This window comes from Streptomyces sp. NBC_01551 (assembly GCF_026339935.1).
Classification (GTDB): Bacteria; Actinomycetota; Actinomycetes; order Streptomycetales; family Streptomycetaceae; genus Streptomyces.
Genome location: NZ_JAPEPX010000001.1, coordinates 3,116,676 through 3,141,148 on the forward strand (window position 1 = coordinate 3,116,676; position 24,473 = coordinate 3,141,148).

The 24,473-nt window shown below is 71.7% G+C and carries 22 protein-coding genes and 1 tRNA gene; 14 read left to right on the top strand and 9 right to left on the bottom strand.

Annotated features, from left to right (window positions below; translation table 11 throughout):
- The 3 genes from OG982_RS13935 to OG982_RS13945 all read left to right on the top strand — a co-directional run bounded on the left by OG982_RS13935 (position 1) and on the right by OG982_RS13945 (position 3,612).
- Positions 1–1,476 carry an ATP-binding protein gene (locus OG982_RS13935; protein ID WP_266949914.1) on the top strand — a complete coding sequence of 492 codons (1,476 nt, stop codon included), beginning with the start codon at positions 1–3 and terminating at the stop codon, positions 1,474–1,476.
- A gap of 479 nt (positions 1,477–1,955) precedes the next feature.
- The gene (locus OG982_RS13940; protein WP_266948639.1) at positions 1,956–2,144 is read left to right on the top strand and encodes an AlpA family transcriptional regulator; all 189 of its coding nucleotides are present in this window, start codon (positions 1,956–1,958) and stop codon (positions 2,142–2,144) included.
- Between the two features lie 64 nt (positions 2,145–2,208).
- Entirely contained in the window at positions 2,209–3,612 is a 1,404-nt protein-coding gene (locus tag OG982_RS13945) for a tyrosine-type recombinase/integrase (protein ID WP_266948640.1), read from the top strand.
- Positions 3,613–3,744: 132 nt separating this feature from the next.
- Here the strand turns inward: OG982_RS13945 and OG982_RS13950 are convergent.
- The 6 genes from OG982_RS13950 to OG982_RS13975 all read right to left on the bottom strand — a co-directional run bounded on the left by OG982_RS13950 (position 3,745) and on the right by OG982_RS13975 (position 8,784).
- A tRNA-Ser gene (locus OG982_RS13950) sits at positions 3,745–3,834 on the bottom strand.
- Positions 3,835–3,873: 39 nt separating this feature from the next.
- Positions 3,874–4,824 (bottom strand): serine protease, encoded by a 951-nt coding sequence (locus OG982_RS13955; RefSeq protein ID WP_266786899.1) that lies wholly within the window; start codon positions 4,822–4,824, stop codon positions 3,874–3,876.
- 172 nt (positions 4,825–4,996) lie between these two features.
- A complete protein-coding gene (locus OG982_RS13960; RefSeq protein ID WP_266786898.1) occupies positions 4,997–6,049 on the bottom strand; it encodes a YeiH family protein in 1,053 nt (350 codons plus the stop codon).
- Entirely contained in the window at positions 6,049–6,603 is a 555-nt protein-coding gene (locus tag OG982_RS13965) for a cysteine dioxygenase family protein (protein ID WP_266948641.1), read from the bottom strand. The genes OG982_RS13960 and OG982_RS13965 overlap by 1 nt, the downstream gene beginning before the upstream one ends.
- A gap of 99 nt (positions 6,604–6,702) precedes the next feature.
- The gene (locus OG982_RS13970) at positions 6,703–7,608 is read right to left on the bottom strand and encodes a LysR family transcriptional regulator (protein ID WP_266786896.1); all 906 of its coding nucleotides are present in this window, start codon (positions 7,606–7,608) and stop codon (positions 6,703–6,705) included.
- 78 nt (positions 7,609–7,686) lie between these two features.
- Positions 7,687–8,784, bottom strand: a complete 1,098-nt coding sequence (locus tag OG982_RS13975) for a S1C family serine protease (RefSeq protein ID WP_266948642.1) — start codon at positions 8,782–8,784, stop codon at positions 7,687–7,689.
- Between the two features lie 762 nt (positions 8,785–9,546).
- On the opposite strand from OG982_RS13975, the gene OG982_RS13980 reads away from it, so the two are divergent.
- From OG982_RS13980 to OG982_RS13990, 3 genes are all read left to right on the top strand, one after another.
- On the top strand, positions 9,547–10,347 hold the full coding sequence (locus OG982_RS13980) for a glycerophosphodiester phosphodiesterase (protein ID WP_266786894.1): 801 nt from the start codon (positions 9,547–9,549) through the stop codon (positions 10,345–10,347).
- A gap of 85 nt (positions 10,348–10,432) precedes the next feature.
- The gene (locus OG982_RS13985; protein ID WP_266786893.1) at positions 10,433–11,035 is read left to right on the top strand and encodes an ATP-binding protein; all 603 of its coding nucleotides are present in this window, start codon (positions 10,433–10,435) and stop codon (positions 11,033–11,035) included.
- A 226-nt stretch (positions 11,036–11,261) separates the two neighbouring features.
- Entirely contained in the window at positions 11,262–12,236 is a 975-nt protein-coding gene (locus OG982_RS13990) for a DUF5926 family protein (protein ID WP_266786892.1), read from the top strand.
- Between the two features lie 180 nt (positions 12,237–12,416).
- Here OG982_RS13990 and OG982_RS13995 read toward each other — a convergent pair whose 3' ends face one another.
- Together OG982_RS13995 and OG982_RS14000 are read right to left on the bottom strand one after the other, a co-directional pair.
- Positions 12,417–13,043, bottom strand: a complete 627-nt coding sequence (locus tag OG982_RS13995) for a hypothetical protein (RefSeq protein ID WP_266948644.1) — start codon at positions 13,041–13,043, stop codon at positions 12,417–12,419.
- A 133-nt stretch (positions 13,044–13,176) separates the two neighbouring features.
- Positions 13,177–13,968: a bifunctional DNA primase/polymerase gene (locus OG982_RS14000; RefSeq protein ID WP_266948645.1), complete on the bottom strand. Its 792-nt coding sequence runs from the start codon at positions 13,966–13,968 to the stop codon at positions 13,177–13,179.
- 369 nt (positions 13,969–14,337) lie between these two features.
- Here OG982_RS14000 and OG982_RS14005 point away from each other — a divergent pair, with 369 nt between their 5' ends.
- A complete protein-coding gene (locus OG982_RS14005; RefSeq protein ID WP_266786889.1) occupies positions 14,338–15,879 on the top strand; it encodes a PP2C family protein-serine/threonine phosphatase in 1,542 nt (513 codons plus the stop codon).
- Positions 15,880–15,979: 100 nt separating this feature from the next.
- Entirely contained in the window at positions 15,980–17,446 is a 1,467-nt protein-coding gene (locus OG982_RS14010) for an aminopeptidase P family protein (protein ID WP_266948646.1), read from the top strand.
- A 138-nt stretch (positions 17,447–17,584) separates the two neighbouring features.
- Here the strand turns inward: OG982_RS14010 and OG982_RS14015 are convergent, their stop codons facing one another.
- Positions 17,585–18,073 carry an ATP-binding protein gene (locus tag OG982_RS14015; RefSeq protein ID WP_266786887.1) on the bottom strand — a complete coding sequence of 163 codons (489 nt, stop codon included), beginning with the start codon at positions 18,071–18,073 and terminating at the stop codon, positions 17,585–17,587.
- Positions 18,074–18,290: 217 nt separating this feature from the next.
- Between OG982_RS14015 and OG982_RS14020 the strand changes: the two genes are divergently transcribed.
- The 6 genes from OG982_RS14020 (at position 18,291) to efeB (ending at position 24,447) form a co-directional block, all read left to right on the top strand.
- Positions 18,291–19,100, top strand: coding sequence for a hypothetical protein (locus OG982_RS14020; RefSeq protein ID WP_266948647.1), 810 nt, complete (start codon positions 18,291–18,293; stop codon positions 19,098–19,100).
- A gap of 107 nt (positions 19,101–19,207) precedes the next feature.
- The gene (locus OG982_RS14025; protein WP_266786885.1) at positions 19,208–19,939 is read left to right on the top strand and encodes a YcnI family protein; all 732 of its coding nucleotides are present in this window, start codon (positions 19,208–19,210) and stop codon (positions 19,937–19,939) included.
- Positions 19,940–19,993: 54 nt separating this feature from the next.
- Positions 19,994–20,644: an SCO family protein gene (locus tag OG982_RS14030; protein WP_266786884.1), complete on the top strand. Its 651-nt coding sequence runs from the start codon at positions 19,994–19,996 to the stop codon at positions 20,642–20,644.
- Positions 20,641–21,165 (top strand): copper chaperone PCu(A)C, encoded by a 525-nt coding sequence (locus OG982_RS14035; protein ID WP_266948648.1) that lies wholly within the window; start codon positions 20,641–20,643, stop codon positions 21,163–21,165. Before OG982_RS14030 ends, OG982_RS14035 begins: the two co-directional genes overlap by 4 nt.
- A 22-nt stretch (positions 21,166–21,187) precedes the next feature.
- On the top strand, positions 21,188–23,155 hold the full coding sequence (locus OG982_RS14040) for a copper resistance protein CopC (protein ID WP_266948650.1): 1,968 nt from the start codon (positions 21,188–21,190) through the stop codon (positions 23,153–23,155).
- A gap of 5 nt (positions 23,156–23,160) precedes the next feature.
- Positions 23,161–24,447 carry an iron uptake transporter deferrochelatase/peroxidase subunit gene (gene efeB, locus OG982_RS14045; protein ID WP_266948651.1) on the top strand — a complete coding sequence of 429 codons (1,287 nt, stop codon included), beginning with the start codon at positions 23,161–23,163 and terminating at the stop codon, positions 24,445–24,447.
- Positions 24,448–24,473: the final 26 nt, after the last annotated feature.

The following is a 24,473-nucleotide window of genomic DNA, read 5'->3' on the forward strand; positions in this document are numbered from 1 at the left end:
GTGCCCGACGAGGACAAGAACCCCGCGCGGCAGGTCATCACCGACTACGCGCAGGACCACTTCCGGTACTTCCGCACCACCGAAGGCACCGTCTACGCGCAGCGCAACGGCCATCCGGTCGCCCGGCCGATCCGTTCCCAGGGCACGACCGGCAGCCACCGTCAGGAACTCATGGTCGGCCTCTACAACGACGGCGTCGGCTCCTTCAACGGCACGGCTCTCAAGGAGGCACTGGACTTGATCGAGGCACTCGCGCTCAGCCAGGAAGTACAGCCCACCCACATCCGGGTCGCCCCCGGATTCGACGGCGCGACCTGGCTCGACCTGGGCCGTGACGACGGCAAGTCCGTCCGCATCCACCCCACCGGCTGGGACATCCGCGTCCCCGACCCGCGCGAGGTCTGCTGGCGGCGCACCCAGCTCACCGGCGAACTCCCCCTTCCCGAGAAGGACACCGACGGCAAGGGCATCGACGCCCTGCTACGGCTGTGCAACTTCGCCGGCGCCGAAAGCGAGTGCCTGGCCGTGGCGTGGGTGATCGGCTGTCTGGAGCCGTCCGTGCCCGTCCCCGCGCCGTTCCTCACCGGCCCCCAGGGCGCGGGGAAGTCCACCGCGGCTCGCATGCTGATGCGGATCGTGGAAGGCATGACCGGCGACCTGCGCCGTGCCCCGAAGGACGAGGAGAACCTGATCACGGCCGTCGCCGCCGGATGGATCACCGCCCTCGACAACCTCTCCCACCTGCCCCCGGACCTGTCCGACCTGATGTGCTGCATCGTGACCGGCGCCGAGAGCATCAAGCGGGCCCTGTTCAGCGACGGCGACGTCTACCGCTCCCGCTACCGCCGGCCCCTCCTGCTGACCGGCATCGACGTCGGAGTCATCCGCCCCGACCTCGCCGAACGCCTCCTGCCCCTGCGCCTGGTACGGCCCCGGGTACGGCGGACCGAAGCCGAGCTGTGGACGGAGTACGCGCAGAAACTGCCGGTCATCCTCGGCTCCGTCCTGGACCTCACCGTCAAAGTCCGGGCTGCCGAGGCTGACACCCCCACCGACCTGCGCATGGCCGACTTCGCGCACCTGTGCGCGCAGCTCGACGCCGCAAGCGGCTTCGGTGCCCTCCACGCCTACCGGGCGGGCCTGGACGAGCTGAACGACGACGTGATCGAGGGCGACCTCATGGCGCAGGCCGTCCTCAAGCACGCGGCCGGCGCCGAACCGGGCGAGGAGGTCCGGATGACGTCGGCGGAGTGGCTGCACGCCGTCACCCAGCTCTACGCCGGTGAGGACTTCCGGCCCCTGCCCAAAGGGTGGCCCACCACCGGCAAGGTCTTCTCCGACCGCCTCAAGCGCCTCCAGCCCACCCTGGCCGCCCGCGGCGTCCTCGTCGACTGGGGCCGCACCAAAGCGGCCCGCTACATCGCCATGACCCGACCGGCCCCCGAACCGCCGGGCCACCAGCAGACGGTGTTCTGACCCGCGCCCCCAGGGCGCACCTGTACGGGCAAGAAGAGCACGCCCCGCCGTGACCGGGGTGCTCCTCTTGCCTGTCCGGCGGCTCGCCGCCGCCGCAGAGGTCGTGCCGCGAAGCGGCCCCTCACTTCGTCTTGAGCGGAGCGCACCACAACAGAAACCACCCCCGTCTTTTCCTAAGAGAGGAAATGCTGCGTCACCCGCGTCACCACGGCCCCCGAAACGGTCTATGACCTGCGACTACAGGGGTGACGCAGACGGCCAACGGCTGCGTCATCGTGCGTCACCTGCGTCACCACCTCCGACACCCCGATGACGCGGGTGACACAGCCGATGACACACGAACCCCTGCTGCGTCACCCCAAACCCGCAGGTCAGAACCATAAATGACGCAGATGACGCGGTGACGCAGAAATCCCAGCCTCGGACAGCACGCCCTACCAACGAAGCCCCTTGCTCACCGCAAGCTAAGGAGTGGAACGATGGCCCGCCCCAAGATGCTCAAGCTCGCGGAAGTCCTCATCGAGATCAACATGAGCCGCGCTGCCTTCTACCGGCAGCGCGCCCGGGGCAACGCGCCCCGCCTCTTCAAGCTCCCGAACGGGCAGCTCCGTATCCGGCAGTCCGACCTGGACGACTGGCTGGCCAAGTGCGAGGAAACGGCCGCATAGCCAAGTCAGCCCACACGGGCCCCAGCCACTCCGGCTGGGGCCCTTCCCTTTGAACGGAGTCGACTTGTACAGCTATGACGTGCGGATCTGGGGCATCCGGACCCGCCAGAGCAAGAGTGCCCCCTACCAGCTCCGATGGATCGTCGGGGGCGAGGAGCACCAGGCACCGTTTCTGACCAAGACTCTGGCCGATGGTCGACGCGCTCAGCTCATGGAGGCCGTGCGAAAGGGCGAGCAGTTCGATGTGTCGTCCGGGTTGCCCGTTTCCGAACTTCGTCAGCTCAAGTCGCCCACCTGGTTCGAGCACGCCAGGGCCTATACCTGCATGAAGTGGCCGGACGCTGCGGCCAAGCACCGGGTAGGCATTGCCGAAGCGATGACGAACGTGACCATGGCTCTGGTCACGGGCGGAAAGTCGGCTCCCGACCCGAAGGTGCTGCGGCTCGCCTTGCGGTCCTGGGCCTTCCAGATGACGCTGGACGATCACGGCAACGCCGTCCCCCGTATGAAGGCCGAACAGCCGCCCGCGCCAGCAGCCCAGGCTCTGGAGTGGATGGCCAGGCATTCCCTTCGCCTGTCCGAAGTGGCGGAGGCGGAGAACCTGCGCCGTGCGCTGGCTGCCATCTCCCGGCGCCTCAACGGCAAGCGGGCGGCCGACAATACGATCAGGCGCAAGCGCGCCGTCCTGAGCAACGCGCTTCGGTACGCCGTCGAATGCGACTCGCTGCCCACGAATCCGCTACCCAAGGTCGACTGGGACCCGCCACAGACCGATGACGAAGTGGACTTCCAGTACGTGCCTGGGCCCGAGCTGGTCCGTCGGCTCCTGGACGCCGTCCGGGCTCAGGGGAGCCGCGGCGAGCACCTCCACGCGTTCTTCGGGTGCATGTACTACGCCGCGATGCGCCCATCGGAAGTGGCAGCCCTCTCCAAGAACGACTGCAAGCTGCCCCGGACGGGCTGGGGGGAGTTGGTCTTGCGCCGGAGTCGCCCTGAGGTCGGCGCGGGCTGGACTGATGGCGGAACCCCCTACGACGAGCGGGGGCTCAAGCGGCGGGCGCGCAAGGCCAGCCGGTCGGTACCCGTGCCGCCGGCGCTCGTACAGCTCCTCCGGAGCCACCTGGACCGTGAAGGGACCGCTGCCGATGGGCGGCTGTTCCGGGCGGTGGAAGGTGGCCGGGTCGGCTCCAACGAGTACACCCGTGTCTGGGACGAAGCGCGGGCGAAGGCCCTGCCCGCCGCGGACGTGGATACGCCATTGGCCGAGGTTCCCTACTCGCTGCGGCATGCGGGTGTCTCGCTCTGGATCAAAGCAGGCGTCGATCCGGTGGAAGTGGCCCGTCGTGCCGGCCACAGCGTGGCTGTCCTCTGGAAGTTCTACGCGAAGATCCTGCGCGGCCAGCAGCAGGTGTCGAACCAGCTCATTGATCAGGCCCTGGCAGAGGACGGCGCCCCCGGAGACGCCTGACGGCCTGGCCACAAGTTGGCCACACGCGCTGGTCAACAGCGGGATATGGGCGATCCGGGGTGAGACAGGGTGAGCAGAGAGGGCGTGACCCCGAAACGGGATCACGCCCTCTGACCTGCTGCTTCTCTGACCTGGCGGTGGGTGTGGGATTTGAACCCACGGTGACATCGCTGCCACGACGGTTTTCAAGACCGTTCCCTTAGGCCGCTCGGGCAACCCACCTGGCCGGTACAGAGTACCGGCAGGTGGGGGGCGGGTGGGTCAGGAATTCTGGGCCTTGTCGTAGGCCGCCTTCGCCTCGTTGCCGAAGTACGGGCCGTACATCCGGTTGGGCAGGAAGGTGTAGCCGAAGCTGTTCACCGAGACCTGCGTGCCCAAGCCGGTGGCCTCGTTGAAGTCCTGGAACCAGGGGCCGCCGCTGGAGCCGCCGGTCATGTTGCAGGCCAGGCTGTGGTCCTTGGTCAGCAGGAAGTCCTTGCCGGAGTTCCCGCTGCAGTAGACCAGCTTGGTGCCGTCGTACGGGGCCGCCGCGGGGAAGCCGAAGGAGTACATCTTCTTGTTGTAGCCGCCGTTGAAGAGGATCCCCTGGGCCCCGACCACCTGGCTGAGCTTCTGGCCGCCCAGGGGGGCCACGACGGCGAGGCCGACGTCCATGTTCATGTCCTCGCTGGCCGCCCACTGGTCGGTCGCGAAGGTCTTGGTGGCCGACCACTGGCCGTAGGGCGCGTTGCCGTTGTCGTACGCCGGGACGAAGACCCAGTTGGTGTGCCAGGCGCCCTGGTACTTCACGCAGTGGCCGGCGGTGATCACCGTGCTGCCGTTGGCGCTGGTGATCGAGTCGCCGGAGCAGGAGGCGGTCCGGTCTCCCATGGTGAAGAAGACCCGGCCGGAGGTCTTCACGACCGCTCCGCCGCCCGTCCACGCGCCTCCCGCCTGCGGGAACGCGGTGGGGGAGGAGGGCGCTGTGGGGGCGATCGCCGTGGGGCGGTCCGCCGCCGAGACCGCGGTGCGGGTGGCGCCCGGGGCCGCCGTCACGTCGAGCGGGGTGGCGTTGCGCATCCGCTCGGCGGTCCAGAAGCCCTGGGTGTGCTGCTGCCGGAACGAGGACGTGTCCGCGGGGGCGGCGGCCGAGGGGGTGGCCGCCGTCAGCGCGCCCGCGATCAGGGCGCCCGCCGCCAGGAGGACCGATGCTGCCGTGTGATGACGATTCACGCATGACTCCTTCTGCCGTGCCCGGTCCGGTCGGTCCCGGGCAGGGTGGGGGTGAAGAGCTGTCGGTGCGGATCGGCTGCAGGGTCGCACGCACGGCACGAGATGTCAGGGCACGGTCAGAACGTTCGGTCGGTTCCGGCCAGGAATTGGCCAACTCCGTTCCCTGCGCGGCTCATACGGTGAGTACAACACCGGCGTACGAGACCCCGGCCACCACCACCCACGCCCCGAGCCCCAGCACCGCGGCCCGCCCTCCCGTCCGGGCCAGCGTCGGCAGGTGCACCGCGCTCCCCAGGCCGAACAGGGCCGCCGCCAGCAGCGCTTCCTGCGCGGTGTGCGCCCACTCCAGCGCCGCGTCCGGCAGGACCCCGGTGGCTCGCAGCGCGGCCGCCGCCAGGAAGCCGGCCACGAACAGCGGCACCGGGGCCGGCCTGCGGCCCGACGCGGTGCGGACCCCGCGCCGCCGGGCCCGTACGGAGAAGGCGACCGCCGCCACCAGCGGGGCCAGCAGTGCCACCCGCATCAGCTTGACCAGCACGGCCTCGCCGAGCGCCCCGGGGCCCGCCGTCTGGGCGGTGGCCACCACCTGGCCGACGTCGTGGACGCTCGCGCCCACCCAGCGCCCGAAGGCCAGGTCGGAGAGGCCCAACGGCCCCTGGAAGAGCGGGAGCACGGCGATGGCCAAGGTTCCGCACAGCGTCACCAGCGCCACCGAGGAGGCCACGTCCTCCTCGTCGCTGCCGGACACCTCGCTAACCGCGCCGATCGCCGAGGCCCCGCATATGGAGTACCCGGTGGCGATCAGCAGGGGCTGGTCTCCCGGCAGCCCGAGTCTGCGGCCCAGCCAGAGGGTCCCGAGGAAGGTGGCCGCCACGACCCCGACGACCATCGCCACCGTCGCCCAGCCCAGCCGGAGCACCTGGTCCAGGCCCAGACCGAGGCCCAGCAGGACGATGCCGAGCCGCATCAGCCGCCGCCCGGCCAGGGAGAGCCCCGGACGGGCGGCTCCGCGCACGAAGGTCCGTATGCGCGGGAGGTGGGCCACCGCGATGCCCAGGACCACCGACGCGGTCAGCATCGGCACCGCCGGGACCAGCCGGTGGACGCTCCACGCGACGAGCGCGCCCGCGGCCGCCAGTACCAACCCCGGCCAGGAGGTGGATGTTTCACGTGAAACACGGCGCACCCGCACCACCTGGTGGGTGGGGCGGTTCAGCAGGGCCATCAGTCGGTGGGGAGCGTGTAGACGCGGCGGACGCTGCTGCCGAGGCGGGCGACGTCGGCGCCGTAGACGTGCAGGGAAATCGCCGTCGTGCGACAGGAGTTGCGGACCTTGTGGATGTCGCCGGGCGGGGCGAACCCGCAGACGTCACCGGGGCCGTTGACCACCTGCTCCGTCGCCACCAGCCGGGCGCCGCCGGATCCCGTGGCGGGGGCGAGCCGGTAGCGCAGCTCACTCTCCTCGCCCTCGTGGACGCCGGCCACGCACCACGAGACGTGGTCGTGGATGGCGGTCTCCTGACCGGGCAGCCACACCAGCGCCACCACCGAGAAACTGCCGTCCGCCTCGGCGTGCAGGATGTGCTGCCGGTACCGGTCGGCATGCCCCACGCGCTGCTCGGGGGTGAGCAGGTCGGGTGTGCCCAGGTGCGGGGCCACGCGTTCACCGACCAGGTAGGCGGTCAGGTCGGGGGCGAGGCCCCGGTCCACGACCGTGCGGATCTCACTGACGAGTGCGGCCATCCTCGCGGTGGTGCGGGCCTGGGTGCTGGTGGTCATATGGGCAGCGTCGAACAGCCCATCCATCACGTCCAACGACAGTTCTGACCCGAAATCCCAAGCTCTGCTTATGGGTTGGGACCCGTCTGACAACCGGGCTCAGCAGCCGACCCGATTCGACGCCACCCGCTTCAGCTCGTCCAGCACCACGGCCGTCGCCGGGATCCGCAGGTGGTCGCGGTACACGTACGCGGCGATATGGCGGCGCGCGGCGGGTTGCAGCGGCCGCCCGCAGACCCGGCTCAGGGAGAGGGAGGGCAGCACCAGCGCGGGCATCATGGCCACGCCGAGGCCCTGGGCGACCAGGCTCTGCACCACCAGGTTGTCATCGGTGGCGAACCGGATGTCGGGTACGAAGCCCAGCTCGGCGCACTCGTGCAGCAGGTTCGCCCGGCAGCGCGGGCAGCCCGCGATCCAGCGCTCCTCGGCCAGGTCGGCGAGGTTCACGGCGCGCCGCCGGGCCAGCGGATGGCCGGTCGGCAGGAGCACCGTCAGCTGGTCCTCCAGCAGCCTGACCTCGGTGACCTCGTCCGGGATCTCCTCGTGCAGCCCCGGGTAGGTGAAGGCCAGGGTGATGTCGCACTCCCCGCGCTCCAGCCGCCGCAGGGACTCCGGGGGCTCCCCCTCCAGCAGTTCGACCTGGACGCCCGGATGGTCCTTGGCGAGGCCGCTCAGGGCCTCCGGGACGAGCGTGACGTTGGCGCTGGGGAAACCGCAGAGCCGGACGCGTCCGGTGCGCAGCCGGGCGTACGCCTTCAGCTGGGCCTCGGCGGCGGAGAGGGTGCCGAGGATCGACTCGGCGTGCCGGGCCAGGGATTCGCCTGCTTCGGTGAGCTGCATCCTGCGGCCCACGCGGGTGAACAGCGGTGTGCCGACAGCGCGTTCGAGCGCCTTCATCTGCTGGGTGATCGCGGGCTGGGTGTACCCCAGGACGCGGGCGGCCGCCGAGTAGGACCCGGAGGCGACCACCTCGTGGAACGTCCGTATGTGCCGCGAATCGAACACATGTGAAGCATAAGCGGACGTTGGGAGGGGCCGTAGGCGAAATCCGCCCACGGCCCCTCACCTTCAAGCCAGGGATCCCTACTTGTCGCCGACCCGCGAGCCGAGCGTGATGTCGACCGTGGTCGGCTTGCCGTCGCGGACGTAGGTCAGCTTCACGACGTCGCCCGGCTTGTGCGTCCAGATCTCGCTGATCAGGCTCGGGCCGCTGTCGATCTGCTTGCCGCCGAACTGGGTGATCAGGTCGCCGGGCTTCAGGCCCGCCTTGCCGGCCGGGCCGTTCGGGTCCACGAGGTCGCCCGCGGCGGCCCCGCTCTCGGAGATCTTGGCGCCCTCCGCCTTGGACTGGATGTCCACGGAGACCGAGATCACCGGGTAGACCGGCTTGCCCGTCTTGATGAGCGACTCGGCGACGTTCTTCGCCTGGTTGATCGGGATGGCGAAGCCGAGGCCGATGGAGCCGGCCTGGCCGCCGCCGAAGCCGCCGTTGCCGGCGGACTGGATCGCGGAGTTGATGCCGATCACCGCGCCGCGGCCGTCGATCAGCGGGCCGCCGGAGTTGCCCGGGTTGATCGAGGCGTCGGTCTGGAGCGCGCTCATGTACGAGTTCTTGCTGCCGGAGCCGTCGCCGGAGGCCACCGGGCGGTTCTTGGCGCTGACGATGCCGGTCGTGACCGTGTTGGACAGGCCGAACGGCGCGCCGATGGCGATGGTCGGGTCGCCGACCGCGACCTTGTCGGAGTCGCCCAGCGGCAGCGGCTTGAGGCCGGACGGCGGGTTCTTCAGCTTCAGCACGGCCACGTCGTAGCCCTGGGCGCGGCCGATGACCTCGGCGTCGTACCTCTTGCCGTCGGAGAAGGTCGCGGAGAGCTTGCCGCCGTTCGCGGCGGAGGCCACCACATGGTTGTTGGTGAGGATGTGGCCCTGCTGGTCGTAGACGAACCCGGTGCCGGTGCCGCCCTCGCCGTCGCCGGCCGAGGCCTCGATGGTGACCACGCTGGGCAGCGCGCCGGCGGCCAGGCCCGCGATGGAGCCCGCCTCCCGCTTGAGGTCCTTGGGGGTGTTCCCGGCGGTGATCGTGGTCGAGCCGGTGCCGGTGCCGCCGTTGTCGTTGCGCTCGGCGGCCCAGTAGCCGATGCCGCCGCCGACGCCGCCCGCGAGCAGGGCCGCCACCAGCACGGCGGCGACGAGACCGCCGCGGCCCTTCGGCTTGGGCGCCGGCTGGCCGTCGGCGGCGAGGTGCGCGCCCCAGCCGCCGTGGCCGGCTCCGCCATAGGCGGGAACCGCGGGCGGGGGCGGCGGCCAGCCCTCGGCGCCGTACGCGGCGGGAGCCGGGCCTGCGGCGCGGGGCCCTGGGGCGGCGGGGCCTGGCCGTAGGCCGGGTTCGGCGGGAACTGCTGGGTGGCCTCGGTCCCGGGCGCGGGCGTCGGCGGGATCTGCTGGGTCACCGGCTCGGCGGGCGCGGCCGCGGGCGCGGCGACGGGCACCGCGTCAGTGGGCGCGGCGGGTGCAGCGGGTACGGCGGGTGCAGCAGGTGCACCCGCAGGCTCCGGCGCGACGGGCCCGGTCCCGGGCGCGGACGCCGGCGCCGCGGGCGTCTCGGCGGTCGGGGCCCCGTCGGCGTGGGGAGCGGCCACCGGCACGGGGGGTGCGGACGGGGCCGCGGGGGGCGTAGGGGCCGCGGTGCCCTCGTTCTCGGTGCTCACAGCGCTCTCTCCTCGTCACACGCAACACACACGGCTTCTGCACTATCTGGCGATATCGGTCCGACTGAACGTTCGACATGCCGCACAAGTTCCTGGGCAAAGCCTTTCCCATGACCCGTCAGAGCACTGTAAGCCGGACCTGTGCGTCTCCCCCCATCCTTTATCCCCGGCATTTCGGGCGCATCCCCAGGGTTCCCCCCGACGCCGGGCACCCGCTCGGTGGCACCATGACCCGGTGACCCACGCAACGCCGCGCCCCATCCAGGTCGTCGCCCACCGCGGCGCCTCGGAGGATGCCCCCGAGCACACCCTGGCCGCCTACCGCAAGGCCATCGAGGACGGCGCCGACGCGCTCGAATGCGACGTCCGGCTCACCGCGGACGGCCATCTGGTCCTGGTCCACGACCGCCGGGTCAACCGCACCTCCAACGGCCGCGGCGCCGTGTCCGCCTTGGAGCTGGCCGAGCTCGCCGCCCTCGACTTCGGCTCCTGGAAGGACCGCGAGGAGTCCCCCGACTGGGACGCGGACCCGGAGCGCACCTCGGTGCTCACTCTGGAGCGGCTGCTCGGGCTGGTCTCCGACGCCGGCCGCCCGGTGGGCCTCGCGATCGAGACGAAGCACCCCACCCGCTGGGCCGGCCAGGTGGAGGAGCGGCTCCTCTTCCTCCTCAAGCGCTTCGGTCTGGACGCCCCGCCCGCCGAGGGCCCGCACCCGGTCCGGGTCATGAGCTTCTCCGCGCGCTCGCTGCACCGGGTGCGGGCTGCCGCGCCGACGATCCCGACCGTGTACCTGATGCAGTTCATCTCCCCCCGGATGCGGGACGGGCGGCTGCCTGCCGGCGTACGGATCGCGGGGCCGGGCATGCGGATCGTGCGCAACCACCCCGGCTACATCCGCAAGCTCCAGGCCGCGGGCCATTCCGTACACGTCTGGACCGTGAACGAGCCCGAAGACGTTCAGCTCTGCGCTGATCTGGGTGTCGAAGCGATCATCACGAACAGGCCGCGGCAGGTTCTGTCACAGCTGGGACGCTGACATCCCGGTTTGCGCACCCGCCACCCGCGACCCGTTCGTCACAGGGTGTGCCCCGGCGCATCCGCTCCGCATTCACTGGTCATGAATGCGTCAGAGCTCTCCGCTTCGGCGGTTTCCGGTCCAGGCCATTGGGGCATCCAGACCATGGCGTGGGGCTAAGGAGGTTCCGGGGGTGGCGTTGGTGGTGGCACAAGAAGTGCCCACGTCGTCGTGCGTGGACGTGACCCATGGTCCTGCGGGCGTGGGCGAGGCGAGACACCGCATGCGTGAGCAACTGCGCATGAGCGGGGTGTCCGAATCGGTCGTGGACGACGCCGTACTGATCCTTTCCGAACTGCTCAGCAACGCCTGCCGGCACGGCCGGCCGCTGGGCTCGCGGGAGGTCGGGGACGGGGAGATACGCGCTGCCTGGCGCGTCGACAAAGCGGGGCGGCTGACGGTCGAGGTCACGGACGGGGGCGGTCCCACCCGCCCGGTTCCGGCCACGCCCTCGGTCACCGCGCGCGGCGGCCGGGGGCTGAACATCATCAGCGCCCTGGCCCAGGACTGGGGTGTCCGGGACGGTGCGGCGGGCGAGGTCACCGTATGGGTGATTGTCGCGTGCGGGGCCCGGCACGAGGATTTCGCTACGCGCGTTGCGCCCCCGGCGGTCGACTTCAGCACGGCCTTCGACGATCTGAATCCCTGACCGGATTCCGCTCGGGATCCGCACGGACGCCGAGCGCGATTCCACAAGCATGAGACACGCGATCAGACATCCGTCAGACACGCGTTCAGACACGTGATCGCACATGCGGCCGACCGGGAGCGCACGCCGACCGTGCTCCCGGCCGCACCCCGCCGGTTCCGGTGGTACGAACGGCTAGGCTCGCGCCCAGACACACCCGTACCGCCGCAACCGGGAGACACCCACGATGGCCAAGAAGCGCCCCGCAGCGAAGACTGCAAAGCCGCAGCTCAACAACGGGGAGATCCCGGTGGTAGGCGCCCGCGAGCCCTGCCCCTGCGGATCCGGTCGCCGCTACAAGGCCTGCCACGGCGCGGCCGCCGCGCACGCCGTCACCGAGCACGTGCAGCGCCCGTTCGAGGGCCTGCCCGGCGAATGCGACTGGGTGGCGCTGCGCGAGCTCGTCCCGGCGGCCACCATCCCGCTCACCCTCAAGGGCGGACTGCCCGAGGGCGTCCCGTCCGTCACGCTGGTGACCGTACTCCCCATGGCATGGCCGGCACTGCGCCGCGAGGACGGGTCCGTCCTGCTCGGCCTCCAGAACGACTCGACCACCGGGGACCTCTCCCGGGACATGGCCGACACCCTGGAGCGCGCGCTCGCCGCGGAACCGGGAACTCCGGTCCCGGCCCGCCGGGTTCCGGCCGAGGGTCCGCGACTTCAGGATCTCCTGGACACGGACGGCGCTTTCGAGCCGGTTGTGCACAGCGGCTTCGAATTCTGGATTCCGGAGTCGGAGAGTGCCCAGAACTCCTCTCCGGAGATCGCCGCCTCGCTGGAACGCGCCAACGCGGCCGCCATCCCGACGGTCAAGCTGGCCGGCGTGGACGCCGCCTACTGGTGCGAGACCCCGGACAAGAACCACCTGCGCTGGGTCATGCCGCACCCCGAGGAGAAGCTGCTCGACGCCCTCGCGCGACTGCACTCCGCGGGTACCTCCTCCCTCGGCGAAGGCACCAAGCTCGTCGGTTCCTTCCGTGCGCACGGCCTGATGGTCCCCGTCTGGGACCTGCCCACCGGGGTCACCGCCGACGACGTGGAGAAGCCCGCCGCGGAGTTCGCGGAGCGGCTGGTCGCGGCCCTCGCCTCGGACGCTCCGCTCACCACGGAAGAGCGCCGGGCGCGCGGTGGCCTCACCAACCGCCAGGTCACGCTGAGCTGACGACCGCACACGCGCGGGTCCGGTGACTGGGGTCACAACTCCCGCTAATCGCCTGCAAATCGGTGTCTGAATATCAGAGATCGAATTTGCGAACAGGCGATCTCTTGTTACGGTTCTTGTAGCCCGGTCGCTGGTGCATCCCCCGTCGCCAGCGACCGGGCCCTCACATTTCCACGGTGTTCAACCGTCTCGCGGTGCCGGTGAGTTGCTCCCGGACCGCAGCAGCAGCGCTCCCTCATCATCCGGAGCTGCAAACTCCGCTACGGCCGAGTAGTCCTCCGGCGTTCCCGTCGACGCCTCGCGCGGCGTCTCGCACAGCGCCGGCTCGTCCCCCGCGTCGACCGCGCACCGAATCTGCACCGTGCGTCCCGCCGGCCCCATCACCGTCAAAACGGCGTCCAGCGGGTGGCCGCTGGTGTTGCGGTAGTAGCTGCGGCCCCAGGTCTGGCCCTCGCCCACCAGCACGCAGGTCTGCGCCTCCACGCCGTGCGGCGAGGAGAGTTCGGGGCCGCACCGGGAATCCGTACGGGGCTGCTCCGGCGGACCGGGAGATGCCGGATCGGCGGGCCGGGCGTCCGGACCGGCGGACTCCGGCCGGCCCTGAGCCCCTGTCGCGCCCGCGCGACCCTGCTGGTCCGGCCGCGCCTGACCCGACGTACGCGAGGTGTCCGCGGGATCGGACAATCCCAGCGAGGTGAGCAACCCACCGCCCTTTCCGTCGCCCTGACCGGCGAAATCCGGCCCGGCGATCGCTCCCGCGAGGGGAAGCGACAAGATGACCAGCACACCGGCGCCGATACCGATCAAGCGGAGATTCATTCGCCGAAGATAGCGACGCGGGAATGGGGCACGGAGATCCCCGCGCCCAATTCCCTTGGAAACTCGTCCTGCTGGCACCCGTACGAGTGATGTGCCGAATGAGCCGTGGCGCCGAAAACGATCAGTACGCGAGCCGGCTGCCGCCACCGGGCGCCCCGCTGCTCGCCTCGACCAGCGCGTGCACGACGTCCTCGACCTCCGGCAGCCACGGACCACCCGCTCCGGCCACCGGCTCCCGCTCCCAGTGGACCTGACCGCCGCCCGACGCGGCGGAGGGCGGCAGCAGCAGATAGCCGCCCTCGCCGTGGAAGCGCAGCGAGGAGGGCACGTGGTCCTTGGAGTAGAGCAGTTCGCCGAGCCGCTCCAGCGAGTACGGGGCCACCAGCAGCGACCACCGCGTCGGCGTCGCGACGATCGGGCCGAGCCGCATGCCCTGCGCGTCCAGACGCACGACGGCGCGCGCGGCGGCGACCGCCGGAAGGCTCACCGCGCACGGAGCGGCCCCGCCCGTGGCCAGCAGCACCGGAGCGGAGGGCCGTCTGGCCCACCACCAGGCCACCATCCGGGCGTCGGTGGTGGCCGCGAGCAGCCCGGGGTCGAACGGATGCGCGCCGGGCACCACGCAGTCGGGGTCGGGGCAGGCGCACCGGGCGCTGTCGGCGCCGGCCCGGCCGACACCGGGCAGCACCGGCCACTGCCAGGCGGTGGCGCAGGTCAGCGCCGCGTCGAGGAGGGTGGGGGCAGGTGCCGTGGTACGGGCCGCGCCGCGCTTCGCCGGGGTACGGGTTGCCGGAGTTCGGGTCGTCGGAGTACGGCCGTCCGCCGCGAGGGAGCCCCGGGCCGGGGCGGCCGGACGCAGGGACTGCAAGCGATCGCGGAGCCGCTGGAGACGCCTTCCGAGGATCTCGCGCATGAGCGCTCGTTCCTTTCCGTTGAACGCCGAGGGCCACATCACACCATGTAAGCGGTGTTTCACCGCACGTACACGTTCGTGCAGTTTCTTACGGGTCCGTGAAACGTCCGGCGGGGGCGGAGCGCGACCCACGCCGATGCCCAGACCGGCTGCCGCCGCTAAGGACGGCGGCCCGCGCCGGGCGGTTCCCGGCGGGTGCCGGATCGCGTCAACTGTCCCTGGGCACCAGGGGTTACGTACCCGGAGCGACTTCGACGCCCGCTCAGTCGATCGCAAAAACCGCTTGCTTCCGGCTTTTTCCGGCCAAGTTCTAGCCTTGGCTCGACAGTGAGTTGCCGTCCCACGGACACCAGGATTCCCACTGGGACAATGCTGGACATCGCTCCTCGTGTGCGTGTAGATGTGGATTCATTGATGGCGGCGCAGCACGATCTGGGGGTTTGCGATGCTATATGGCGAATCGCACCAGGTGGAAAGGCGGACGCCATGAGCGCCCCGCATCTGCCGAAAGTGGCTGGAATCGATCCGGCAGTTACAGCGTCACCGCACACTGCGGCGCCCACGCCCGCACGCACGACCCACGCACCGACCCCCACCCCTCCCACCGGCACCCTCATCCAGGACCGGCTGGCGGGCATGGTCTCCGACCTCACCACCCTCAACGAGCTCACCGAACGCCTGGCCCGCGCGGGCGACCTCGACTCCTCGCTGCACGAGTTCCTGCGCGCCGGAGCCGTCCTGGTCGGCGCCCGCCGCGGCCTGATCGTCCTCGAACCCTCCGACGGGCTCGGCCCCAGCACCACCATCGGCCTCGGCCTCGGCCGCGCGGATCTCGGGCACATCGAGACCGTGCCGCGCAGCGCCACCTCGTACGGCCGCATCCTCGACGGACTCCCCGACGCGCAGGGCGGCTCCGAGGTGCTCCCCGAACCCGGCGCGCCCCCCGGCGCCGGGGGGCCGGGCGCCCCCGTCGACCCCCGCCACCGCGAGGTCGCCGCCCGGCTCGGCTATGCCGCCAGCTACGCGCTTCCGCTGACCGCCGAGGCCACCGGGCGGCTCGGCGCGGCCGTCTGGCTCTACGACGAGCAGGCCGAGCCCAGCGAACGACAGCGCGACCTCATCGGGCTGTATGTCCGCCACGGCTCTGAACACCTGGCCCGGATGGTGGAGGTGGAGCGCTCGCGCTCCCGGCTGGCCACCGTCGCCGAGGAGCTGCTGCCCAGCCGGCTCCCCCGGATCCCCGGGGTCCAGCTCGCCGCCCGCCACCACACCGGCCCGCTCGGCGGTGGCGACTGGTACGACGCGCTGCCGCTCCCTGAGGGGGCGATGGGTCTGGCCGTCGGCTCCGTCACCGGGGCCGGCCCGAGCGCCGTCGCCGCGATGGGACGGTTGCGGGCGTCGCTGCGCGCGTACGCCGTCATGGAGGGGGAGGACCCCGTCGCGGTCCTGTCCGACCTGGAGCTGCTGCTGCGCCTGACCGAGCCGGCGCGCTCGGCGACCGCCCTCTTCGCGTACTGCGAGCCCGCCCAGCGGAAGATCATCCTGGCCGGGGCCGGGCACGCCCCGCCGCTGCTGATCGGCGAGCGCCGCACCGAGTACGTCGAGACCTCGCTCTCCGCGCCGCTCGGGATGCTGGCCTGCTGGGAAGCGCCGAGCGTGGAGATCGAACCCGCGCCCGGAGAAACGGTGCTGCTGTACACCGACGGGCTGCTGCGGCGCACCGGTGACCCCATGGACCGGGCGTACGCCCGGCTGCACGCGGCGGCCGCGGGGGTCCCCCGTAGCGCCCGCGACGACCCGGGCGCCATCTGCGACCACATCCTGCGCAACGTGCTCCCGGAAGGAGACGCCGAGGCGGCGCTGGAAGACGCCGTCGAGGACATCGTGCTGCTCGCCGCCCGGTTTGACTGATCAATCACACATCAGCCGGTTTTCTTCCCTCCCCGCCTACGATGGACGGGGTCCTCACCCGGACCTCGCTATGCCGTTCCGTCGCAGCTGAGGAGAAGAAGTGGCTGACGAGCTCACCCCGGAGACCCCGGAAGAAGAGCAGCCCCAGAAGAAGCACGAGCAGCGCAAGAACGGGCTGTACCCGGGCGTCAGCGACGAACTCGCGGACAACATGCGCACCGGCTGGGCCGACACCGAGCTGCACGGCCTGAAGCCGATCGCCCAGGCCGCGCACACGGCCCAGCGTCGCGCCGCGCTGTCCGCGCGCTTCCCCGGCGAGCGGATCGTCGTCCCCGCGGGCCGCCTCAAGACCCGCTCGAACGACACCGAGTACCCGTTCCGCTCCTCGACCGAGTACGCGTACCTCACCGGCGACCAGACCGAGAACGGCGTTCTGGTGCTGGAGCCCACGGGCACCGGCGGCCACAGCGCCACCATCTACCTGCTGCCGCGCTCCAACCGTGAGAACGGCGAGTTCTGGCTGTCCGGCCAGGGCGAGCTGTGGGTCGGCCGCCGCCACTCCCTCGCCGAGGCCGAGCAGCTCCTGGGCATCCCCGCGCAGGACGTCCGCGAGCTCGCCGACGCCCTCGCCGAGGCAAAGGGCCCGGTCCGCCTGCTGCGCGGCCACGACGCCGTCATCGACAAGGCCCTGACCGACAAGGTCACCGCCGAGCGGGACGAGGAGCTGCGCGTCCACCTCTCCGAGGCCCGCGTCGTGAAGGACGCGTTCGAGATCGGCGAGCTGCAGAAGGCCGTCGACTCCACCGTGCGCGGCTTCGAGGACGTCGTGAAGGTGCTCGACAAGGCCGAGGCCACCTCCGAGCGCTACATCGAGGGCACCTTCTTCCTGCGCGCCCGCGTCGAGGGCAACGACGTCGGCTACGGCTCCATCTGCGCCGCCGGCCCGAACGCCTGCACCCTGCACTGGGTCCGCAACGACGGCCGGGTCCGCCCCGGCGACCTGCTGCTGCTCGACGCCGGCGTGGAGACCCGCGACCTCTACACGGCCGACGTCACGCGCACGCTGCCGATCAACGGCACGTACAGCGACATCCAGCGCAAGGTCTACGACGCCGTGTACGAGGCCCAGGAGGCGGGCATCGCCGCCGTCCGGCCCGGCGCGAAGTTCCGCGACTTCCACGACGCCGCGCAGCGCGTGCTCGCCGAGAAGCTCGTCGAGTGGGGTCTGCTGGAGGGCCCGGTCGAGCGCGTCCTGGAGCTGAGCCTGCAGCGCCGCTGGACCCTGCACGGCACCGGCCACATGCTCGGCATGGACGTCCACGACTGCGCCGTCGCGCGCACCGAGGCGTACGTGGACGGGACGCTGGAGCCCGGCATGTGCCTCACCGTCGAGCCCGGTCTGTACTTCCAGACCGACGACCTGACCGTGCCCGAGGAGTACCGCGGCGTCGGTGTCCGGATCGAGGACGACATCCTCGTCACCGAGGACGGCAACCTGAACCTGTCGGCCGGGCTGCCGCGTGCGTCGGCCGAGGTCGAGGCGTGGATGGCGCGGCTGAAGAGCTGACCTTCGACGCGGCTGAAGGGCTGGCCTCCGGCGCGCCTGGGGGGCGGCCTCCACCGCGACCACTGGTGGGCGGGGTTCTCGTGCTCTCGTACGCGAGTCCCGCCCATCGGCATGTCCGGGAGCCTGCTTCGGCGGGTTTCACGACACCTTCAGGAGCGCTCCCTCGCGCCACTTGAGGATCTTGTCGAAGCTGACCACCGCGCCCCGCCCGGGCCGGTTGCGGAACAGGGCGTGGTCGGCGAGTTCCGTGATCAGCCCCAGCCCCCGGCCGTGTTCCTTCTCCGAGGGGCCGGCCGGCCCCGGTCTGTACCCGGACACCGTCGAAGGCGGGAACCCAGGGCCCGAGTCGGTCACCTCGATGCGGCAGCAGTCCCCGTCCAGGTACGCCGTAACGCGGTACGCCGCGCACGCCTCGGAGACCGGGTCCCCGTCCGGGCCGGAGCCCGCGCCGGCGGCCGGACCACCGTGCTCCACCGCGTTCGCGCAGGCCTCGCTCAACGCCACCGACAGGTCGAAGGAGATGTCCGGGTCCACCCCCGCGGTCTCCATCGTCCCCAGCAGCAACCGCCGGGCGAGCGGGACGCTCGCGGCTTCGCGCCGCAAGTGGAGAGACCACCAGATGCTCATACGGTTACCTATTGCCTCATGCGGTCGGCCGTAAGCGCCCGGCGGCCGACACAGCCCTCATTCGGCCGATGTGACACTCCCGGGCCGCGGTGTAAGGCCACGGCGCCGTTCCACCACCGCGCGCCGCGGGCGGCACCCGCCCTCCCCGCTGGGACGCATCGGACGTTCCGGACCTGCCGTATGCGCCGCCCAAGCGCAGTGCGATGATGACCCGGCCATGACTGCCCCCCACACGACGCATGCCGGAGCGGGCCTCCGGACGATCCGGGCCGCGGTGTTCACCGCGGTCTGCGTCGTGCTGTCCGCGGCCGGGCACGCGGTGGCCTCCTGCGCCACCGTGCCGTGGTGGGTCCTCGGCATCGCCTTCCTCGCCGTCTTCGCGGTCGCCGTCCCCCTCGCGGGACGCCGCCGCACGCTGCCCGGCATCGCCGCCGGGCTGACCGTCGGCCAGTTGGGGCTGCACGCGCTGTTCGGCCTCGGCCAGCACGGCGCGGCGGCGGGCAACACCGCCTCGTCGGACACCTCGCTGGCGGCGCTCGCCGCGCAGCTGGTCTGCGGCGGCAACTCCATTCCGCTCAGCCCGGCCGACGCCCGGCAGATCCTGGAGACCGCCGGACTGGACCCGGCCGCCCTGGCCGCACAGGCCGCCGCGCAGGGCCACACGGCCCACGCGCACATGGCCCAGAGCGCCACGGCACCCGCGACCGGCCTGTTCAGCCCGGCCATGCTGACCGGCCACCTGCTGGCCGCGCTCGCCGTCGGCTGGCTCCTCGGGCGCGGCGACGCCGCCCTGTTCCGGCTGGTCGAGCTGTCCCGGCTGTCCTGCGGGGCCGACCCGGTACGTCCGCTGCGGGCCGCGCTGGCCTTCGCACGCGCCCTCGTGTCCGGGCTTGCCGGCGCTCCGGCCCGTACCCCGCGGGCCACCCGGACCGCGGCCGCCCCGGCGGCGGCGACCGGCCGGGAGGCACTCCAGCACACGGTGATCCGGCGCGGGCCGCCCGCGGCCGCGTTCGCCCTCGCAGCCTGACGCGGCACCCACTCCCAGGGACATCCAGCGGGAGCACGGTGCCGCGAACTCCGCGCGCGCCGCGCCCGGAGCCACCGTCATCCCTGCTTCCGTGGAGTGATCCCGCAATGAAGACCTCTCGCGTCTCCTTCGCCGCCGCCCTTGCCGCCGGTACCGTCCTCGCCCTGTCCGGCACGGCCTTCGCGCACGTCAGCGTGCAGCCCGGCGACGCCGCCAAGGGCGGCTACGCGACCATCAACTTCAAGGTCCCGAACGAGCGCGACAACGCGTCGACCACCCAGCTGGAGGTCAACTTCCCGGTCGACCAGCCGCTGACGTCCGTCATGCCGCAGGACATCCCCGGCTGGACCGTGAAGGTCGAGAAGAGCAAGCTCGACAAGCCGCTCACCGTGCACGGCAAGCAGGTCAACGAGGCCGTCACCAAGGTCACGTGGAGCGGCGGCAAGATCGAGCCCGGCAAGTTCCAGCAGTTCCCCGTCTCCGTCGGCAAGCTGCCCGAGGACGCCGACCAGATGGTCTTCAAGGCGATCCAGACGTACGACAACGACGAGGTCGTCCGCTGGATCGAGGAGGCCAAGGAAGGCGCCGCGGAGCCGCAGAACCCGGCGCCCGTCCTGAAGCTGACCGCCGCCAAGGACGACGGCCACCACGGCGCCGGCGACAAGAAGGCCGACGCGGCCGACGGCGGCAAGAACGCCGACAAGGACCACAAGGGCAGCCAGGACAAGGCCGCCAAGAGCGGCTCCGACACGACCGCGCGCGCCCTCGGCATCGCCGGCATCGTCGTCGGACTCGGTGGCATCGCCTTCGGCGTCGCCTCGCGCCGCCGGGCCTCCTGACCCGCCGCACCCGTAGAACATCCTCAGCATCCCCGATCCCAGGGACATCTCTTCATGCGCACCACACGTGTGACGGTCGCCGCCCTCGCGGTGGCGGCCGCCCTCACCCTCACCGCCTGCGGCGGCGAGACGGCCAAGAGCAGCGCGGTCCAGCAGATCAGCGGCCAGACCAAGGTCGGCCCCGCGACCGTGCTCGACCGCCCGTTCACCAAGCCGGACCTCGTCCTGACGGACACCACCGGCAAGCCCTGGAACCTGCGCGAGCAGACCAAGGGCAAGCCGACGCTCATCTACTTCGGCTACACCCGCTGCCCCGACGTGTGCCCCCTGACGATGAGCAACATCGCCGTCGCCAAGAAGGCACTCCCGAAGGCCGACCAGGAAAAGCTCCAGGTCGTCTTCGTCACCACCGACCCCGAACGGGACACCCCCGAATCCCTCCGCGCGTGGCTCGGGTCCCAGGACACCGCGTTCACCGGCCTGACCGGGGACTTCGCCACCATCCAGGCCGCCGCGCGCAGCCTCGGCATCGGCATCGAGGCCGCCAAGACGGAGGCCAACGGCGACGTCGTCTCCATGCACGGCGCGCAGGTCATCGCGTTCTCTCCCAAGACCGACGAGGGCTACGTCCTCTACGGCGAGAGCACGACCGTCGATGACTACACCAAGGACCTGCCGAAGATCGTCAAGGGGGAGAACCCGTGAACCGCCGCACCACCCGCACCCTCGCCGCCGCCCTCTCCCTGACGGCAGCGCTCGCCATATCCGGCTGCTCCTCCGACTCGGACTCCGCTTCCGGCTCGGACTCCGGCTCCAAGAGCTCGGCGGCCAAGCCCGCGATGACGGTCAGCGGCGGCTACATGCCCGAGCCCGTCAACGACAAGATGGCCGGCGCCTTCATGGTCATCAAGAACGACTCCAAGACCGCCGACAAGCTCGTCGCCGTCACCAGCCCGCTCTCGGACGATCTGCAGATCCACGAGACCAAGGACCAGCAGATGCGGCACGTCCAGGCGATGGAGGTACCCGCCAACGGCGAGCTGAAGCTGGAGCGCGGCGGCAACCACGTCATGTTCATGGGCCTGAAGAACACTCCGAAGGTCGGCGACAAGGTCACCGTCGAGCTGCGCTTCGAGAAGGCCGACCCCGTCAAGGTCGAGCTGGACGTCAAGGAGCGGACGTACAACGCGAAGGCTTCGGCACACACCGACGGCACCGCCCACTGACGGACCGAGGGACTGAGACGCCATGACGGCCACCGCCCCCGCCCCTTCCACGGCCCGCGTCCGGACCGCGGCACTCCTGCCGCGGCTCGCGCTGGTCCTCGCCGCCCTGCTGGCAACCCTGTTCACCGCGGCCACCCCGGCCACGGCGCACGCCGCACTCACCGCGAGCGACCCCAAGGACGGGGCGGTGGTCGCCACGGCCCCCGCCCAGGTCACCCTCTCCTTCTCGGAACAGGTCGCCATGGGCGGCGACTCCATCCGCGTCCTGGACCCCCAGGGCAAACGCGTCGACACCGGCGAACTGCGCGACATGTGCAGTGGATCAACCATCCGCTACGGCACCGCGCTGCACTCCGGCCTGCCCAACGGCACCTACACGGTCGCCTGGCAGGCCGTCTCCGCCGACAGCCACCCGGTCTCCGGCGCCTTCACCTTCTCCATCGGCGCCCCTTCGGAGACCAACGTCAGCCTGCCCGACCGGCAGGCGGGCGGCGGACCCGTCGGCATCGCCTACGACATCGCCCGCTACGCCGCGTACGGGGGCTTCGCCGTCCTCATCGGCGGCGCCGCCTTCGTGCTGCTGTGCTGGCGCCGGGGCGCGGCCGAGCGGCCCCTGCAGAAGCTCGTCGTACGGGCCTGGGTCACCCTCACCGCCGCCACGCTCGTGATGCTGGTGCTGCGCAACCCGTACACCGGCTCCGGGAAGTTCGCCGACGCCCTCGACCTGGACGGGCTGCGAGCCGTCCTGGAGACCAAGACCGGCGCCTCCCTCGTCTCCCGGCTGCTGCTCCTCGGCGCGGCCGCGCTGTTCATCGCCGTCCTCTTCGGGGCGTACGCGCGCAGCCAGAGCGGCGCCGGCCCCGCGAAGGGCGCCAAGTCCTCCGACGGCCCGGGCTCCGCGAAGGACTCGAACGACCTCGTCTTCGGCCTCGGGATCGGCGGAGCCGTCGTCGCCGCCGGCATCGCGGCCACCTGGGCGCTCTCCGAGCACGCCTCCACCGGCATCCAGCCCGGCATCGCCATGCCCGTCGACATCCTGCACCTGCTGGCCGTCGCGGCCTGGCTCGGCGGGCTCACCGCGCTGCTCGTCGCCCTCCACAAGATTCCCGAGATCGAGCGCGAGGCCGTCCAGCGCTTCTCCAAGGTCGCCTTCATCAGCGTCCTGGTCCTCGCCGTCACGGGCGTCTACCAGTCGTGGCGCCAGGTCGGCAGCTGGTCCGCACTGACCGGCACCGGCTACGGGCAGCTGCTGCTCGTCAAGGTCGGTCTGGTCATCGTCCTCGTCGGCATCGCCTACCTCTCCCGGCAATGGACCGCACGGCTCGCCGAAACCCCCGCGGGGCGGAAGACCAAGGTCGTCTCCCAGCGCGATGTTTCACGTGAAACAGAGCCCGTGACCGTCCCCGCCGACCCCAAGCGCGCCGCTCAGCTCGCCCGGCAGCGCGCCGCCCGGGCGAACGCGCGCGAGAAGCAGGTCCGTGACGCCGACGCCGACCGGGTCGGCCTGCGCCGCTCCGTCCTCGCCGAGGCGGCGGTGGCCGTCGTGCTGCTCGCCATCACCACCATCCTGACCAGCACCGAGCCTGGCCGGACCGCGGAGCTGGAGACCGGCTCCGGCTCCGCCGACGCCGCCACCGCCGTCCCCGACCGCGCCGTCAAGATCAGCCTCCCCTTCGACACCGGCGGCCAGGCCGGCAAGGGAACCGTCCGGCTCGAACTCGACCCGGGCCGGGTCGGCGCCAACACCCTCCACCTGTGGGCGGACACCCCCGACGGCCGGCCGCTGGAGCTGCCCGAGATCAAGGTGGCCTTCACCCTCCCCACCAAGGACATCGGACCCCTGCCCGTCGTCCCCGAGCAGGCCGCGCCCGGCCACTGGACCGCTTCCGGCGTCCAGCTCCCGCTCGCCGGCGAATGGCGGATCGACGTGACCGTCCGTACCTCCGACATCGACCAGACGACCGTCCAGAAGAACGTGAAGATCGGCTGACCCGCGTGACCGAGAGCAACGAGAGCAACCCCGACATCGAGATCTCACGGCGCCGGCTGCTGGGCACCGTAGGCGCCGCCGGCGCCGCCGGGCTCGCGCTCGGCGCCACGGGCGGCGCCCTTGTGCGGTCCGCGGCGGACGACCAGGGGACGGCCGCCGCACCCGGCAGCCGCGGCGCGCTCAGCTCCCTCGGCGCCACCAAGATCGCCTTCAACGGGGACCACCAGGCGGGCATCACCCACCCGCTCCAGGCCAAGGGCCACGTCGTCGCCTTCGACCTCGCCCCCGGCGCCGGGCGCAAGGAGGCCGCCGCCCTGCTGCGCCGCTGGTCGGACACCGCCCGCCGGCTCATGGCCGGCGAGAGCGCCCCGACCGCCGACACCGGCATCGCCCTCGACGCCGGGCCGTCCTCGCTGACCGTCACCTTCGGCTTCGGCCACTCCTTCTTCGAGCGCACCGGCCTCATCGACCGCCGCCCGACCGCCCTCGACCCGCTGCCCGCCTTCTCGGCCGACCAGCTCGACGCCCAGCGCAGCAACGGCGACCTGTGGATCCAGATCGGCGCCGACGACGGGCTCGTCGCCTTCCACGCCCTGCGCTCCCTCCAGAAGGACGCCGGGGACGCCGCCCGCGTGCGCTGGCAGATGAACGGCTTCAACCGCTCGCCCGGAGCCACCGCCGCCCCGATGACCGCCCGCAACCTGATGGGCCAGATCGACGGCACCGCGAACCCCAAGCCGGCCCAGCCGGACTTCGACAAGCGGATCTTCGTCCCCGCCGCCGGCCCCGGGCCCGCCGAGCACGCCTGGATGGGCGGCGGCTCGTACGCCGTCGTCCGGCGCATCCGGATGCTCCTCGACGACTGGGACAAGCGGTCCACCGCCGAGCAGGAGCAGGTCATCGGCCGCACCAAGGCCACGGGTGCGCCGCTGACCGGCGGCACCGAGACCACTGCGATGGACCTCGCCAAGATCGGCGCCGACGGCAAGCCCGTCATCCCCTCGAACGCCCACGCCCGGATCTCCGCCCCCGAGCAGAACGGCGGGGCCGCCATGCTCCGGCGCCCCTTCTCCTTCCACGACGGGATCGGCGCGGACGGCACCCCGGACGCCGGACTGCTGTTCATCTGCTGGCAGGCGGACCCCCTGCGCGGCTTCGTCCCCGTCCAGCGCAAGCTCGACCGGGGCGACGCGCTGTCCGCGTTCATCCGGCACGAGTCCAGCGGGCTGTACGCCGTGCCTCCCGGACCGCGCGCGGGTGAGTACGTGGGGCAGCGGCTGCTCGAAGGGTGAACGGACCCGCCCCGGCCGCTGACCCG

Excerpts from the sequence above, each read along its gene's own strand:
- OG982_RS13940 (WP_266948639.1), top strand. The coding sequence starts at position 1,956 with ATGGCCCGCCCCAAGATGCTCAAGCTCGCGGAAGTCCTCATCGAGATC.
- OG982_RS14000 (WP_266948645.1), bottom strand. The coding sequence starts at position 13,968 with ATGCGCGAGATCCTCGGAAGGCGTCTCCAGCGGCTCCGCGATCGCTTG.
- OG982_RS14030 (WP_266786884.1), top strand. The coding sequence starts at position 19,994 with ATGCGCACCACACGTGTGACGGTCGCCGCCCTCGCGGTGGCGGCCGCC.
- OG982_RS14005 (WP_266786889.1), top strand. The coding sequence starts at position 14,338 with ATGCTGGACATCGCTCCTCGTGTGCGTGTAGATGTGGATTCATTGATG.
- OG982_RS14020 (WP_266948647.1), top strand. The coding sequence starts at position 18,291 with ATGACTGCCCCCCACACGACGCATGCCGGAGCGGGCCTCCGGACGATC.
- OG982_RS14040 (WP_266948650.1), top strand. The coding sequence starts at position 21,188 with ATGACGGCCACCGCCCCCGCCCCTTCCACGGCCCGCGTCCGGACCGCG.
- OG982_RS14025 (WP_266786885.1), top strand. The coding sequence starts at position 19,208 with ATGAAGACCTCTCGCGTCTCCTTCGCCGCCGCCCTTGCCGCCGGTACC.
- OG982_RS13990 (WP_266786892.1), top strand. The coding sequence starts at position 11,262 with ATGGCCAAGAAGCGCCCCGCAGCGAAGACTGCAAAGCCGCAGCTCAAC.
- OG982_RS13960 (WP_266786898.1), bottom strand. The coding sequence starts at position 6,049 with ATGGCCCTGCTGAACCGCCCCACCCACCAGGTGGTGCGGGTGCGCCGT.
- OG982_RS13985 (WP_266786893.1), top strand. The coding sequence starts at position 10,433 with ATGCGTCAGAGCTCTCCGCTTCGGCGGTTTCCGGTCCAGGCCATTGGG.
- OG982_RS14015 (WP_266786887.1), bottom strand. The coding sequence starts at position 18,073 with ATGAGCATCTGGTGGTCTCTCCACTTGCGGCGCGAAGCCGCGAGCGTC.
- OG982_RS13965 (WP_266948641.1), bottom strand. The coding sequence starts at position 6,603 with ATGACCACCAGCACCCAGGCCCGCACCACCGCGAGGATGGCCGCACTC.